Below are 1,742 nucleotides of genomic sequence, written 5' to 3'. Positions count from 1 at the left end.
GGTGTGTTGTTTGAGAACTGCACAGTGGACGCGAGCATCTTTGTTTGTAAGTGTTGAAGAGCGTTCGGTGGATGCCTTGGCACCAGGAGCCGATGAAGGACGTAGGAGGCTGCGATAAGCCTCGGGGAGCTGTCAACCGAGCTGAGATCCGAGGATTTCCGAATGGGGAAACCCGGCACGAGTGATGTCGTGTCACCCTCCGTTGAATATATAGGCGGTGGGGAGGGAACGTGGGGAAGTGAAACATCTCAGTACCCACAGGAAGAGAAAACAATTGTGATTCCGTGAGTAGTGGCGAGCGAAAGCGGATGAGGCTAAACCATGCGTGTGTGATAGCCGGCAGGTGTTGCACGTGTGGGGTAGTGGGGCTCACTTTCCTATCACTGCCGTGGTAGGCAACAGTCAGAAAAGTGCGTGTTAGTCGAAGTGGTCTGGAACGGCCTGTCGTAGAGGGTGAGAATCCCGTAGGCGAAAATGCGTGCTCTGTTGTAGTGGGTGCCCGAGTAGCAGCGGGCCCGTGAAATCTGCTGTGAATCTGCCGGGACCACCCGGTAAGCCTGAATACTCCCTGGTGACCGATAGCGGACTAGTACCGTGAGGGAAAGGTGAAAAGTACCCCGGGAGGGGAGTGAAATAGTACCTGAAACCGGACGCTTACAATCCGTCAGAGCCTTCCCTTTTGTGGTGGGGTGATGGCGTGCCTTTTGAAGAATGAGCCTGCGAGTCATCGGTGTGTGGCGAGGTTAACCCGTGTGGGGTAGCCGTAGCGAAAGCGAGTCCGAATAGGGCGCCCAGAGTCGCATGTCATGGACCCGAAGCGGAGTGATCTACCCATGGCCAGGGTGAAGCGACGGTAAGACGTCGTGGAGGCCCGAACCCACTTAGGTTGAAAACTGAGGGGATGAGCTGTGGGTAGGGGTGAAAGGCCAATCAAACTCCGTGATAGCTGGTTCTCCCCGAAATGCATTTAGGTGCAGCGTCACGTGTTTCACATCGGAGGTAGAGCTACTGGATGGCCTAGGGGGCCCACAAGCTTACCGAAGTCAGCCAAACTCCGAATGCCGGTGTGTGAGAGCGTGGCAGTGAGACTGCGGGGGATAAGCTTCGTAGTCGAGAGGGAAACAGCCCAGATCGCCGGCTAAGGCCCCTAAGCGTGTACTAAGTGGAAAAGGATGTGGGGTCGCGAAGACAACCAGGAGGTTGGCTTAGAAGCAGCCACCCTTGAAAGAGTGCGTAATAGCTCACTGGTCAAGTGATCCTGCGCCGACAATGTAGCGGGGCTCAAGTACACCGCCGAAGCCGCGGCATTCCAGCATTATTCTGCTTTCGAGCCAGGAGCTGGGATGGGTAGGGGAGCGTCGTGCAGCCGTGGAAGCAGCGGGGTGACCTAGTTGTGGAGGCTGTGCGAGTGAGAATGCAGGCATGAGTAGCGAAAGACGAGTGAGAAACTCGTCCGCCGAATGACCAAGGGTTCCTGGGCCAGGTTAATCCGCCCAGGGTGAGTCGGGACCTAAGGCGAGGCCGACAGGCGTAGTCGATGGACAACGGGTTGATATTCCCGTACCCGTGTATCCGCGCCCAATGGCGAATCAGTGGTGCTAAGTGCCCAAATGTGGATGGACTTCCTTCGGGAAGCTTGAAGCGGCTGCGCACGACCCCTGCTGTAGTAGTCAAGCGATGGGGTGACGCAGGAAGGTAGCTGGGCCAGGTGGTGGATTACCTGGTGTAAGCCGGTAGGGCGT

1 rRNA gene is annotated in these 1,742 nt (G+C 56.9%); it reads left to right on the top strand.

Annotated features, from left to right (window positions below):
* Positions 1 to 44 precede the first annotated feature (44 nt).
* Positions 45 to 1,742, top strand: a 23S ribosomal RNA gene (locus ACFV2O_RS36740); the annotation flags it as partial.

This window comes from Nocardia sp. NPDC059691 (assembly GCF_042733915.1).
GTDB lineage: Bacteria > Actinomycetota > Actinomycetes > Mycobacteriales > Mycobacteriaceae > Nocardia > Nocardia sichangensis.
The sequence above is the reverse complement of the archived record's forward strand: the minus strand, read 5'-3'. Positions and strand labels throughout refer to the sequence as shown.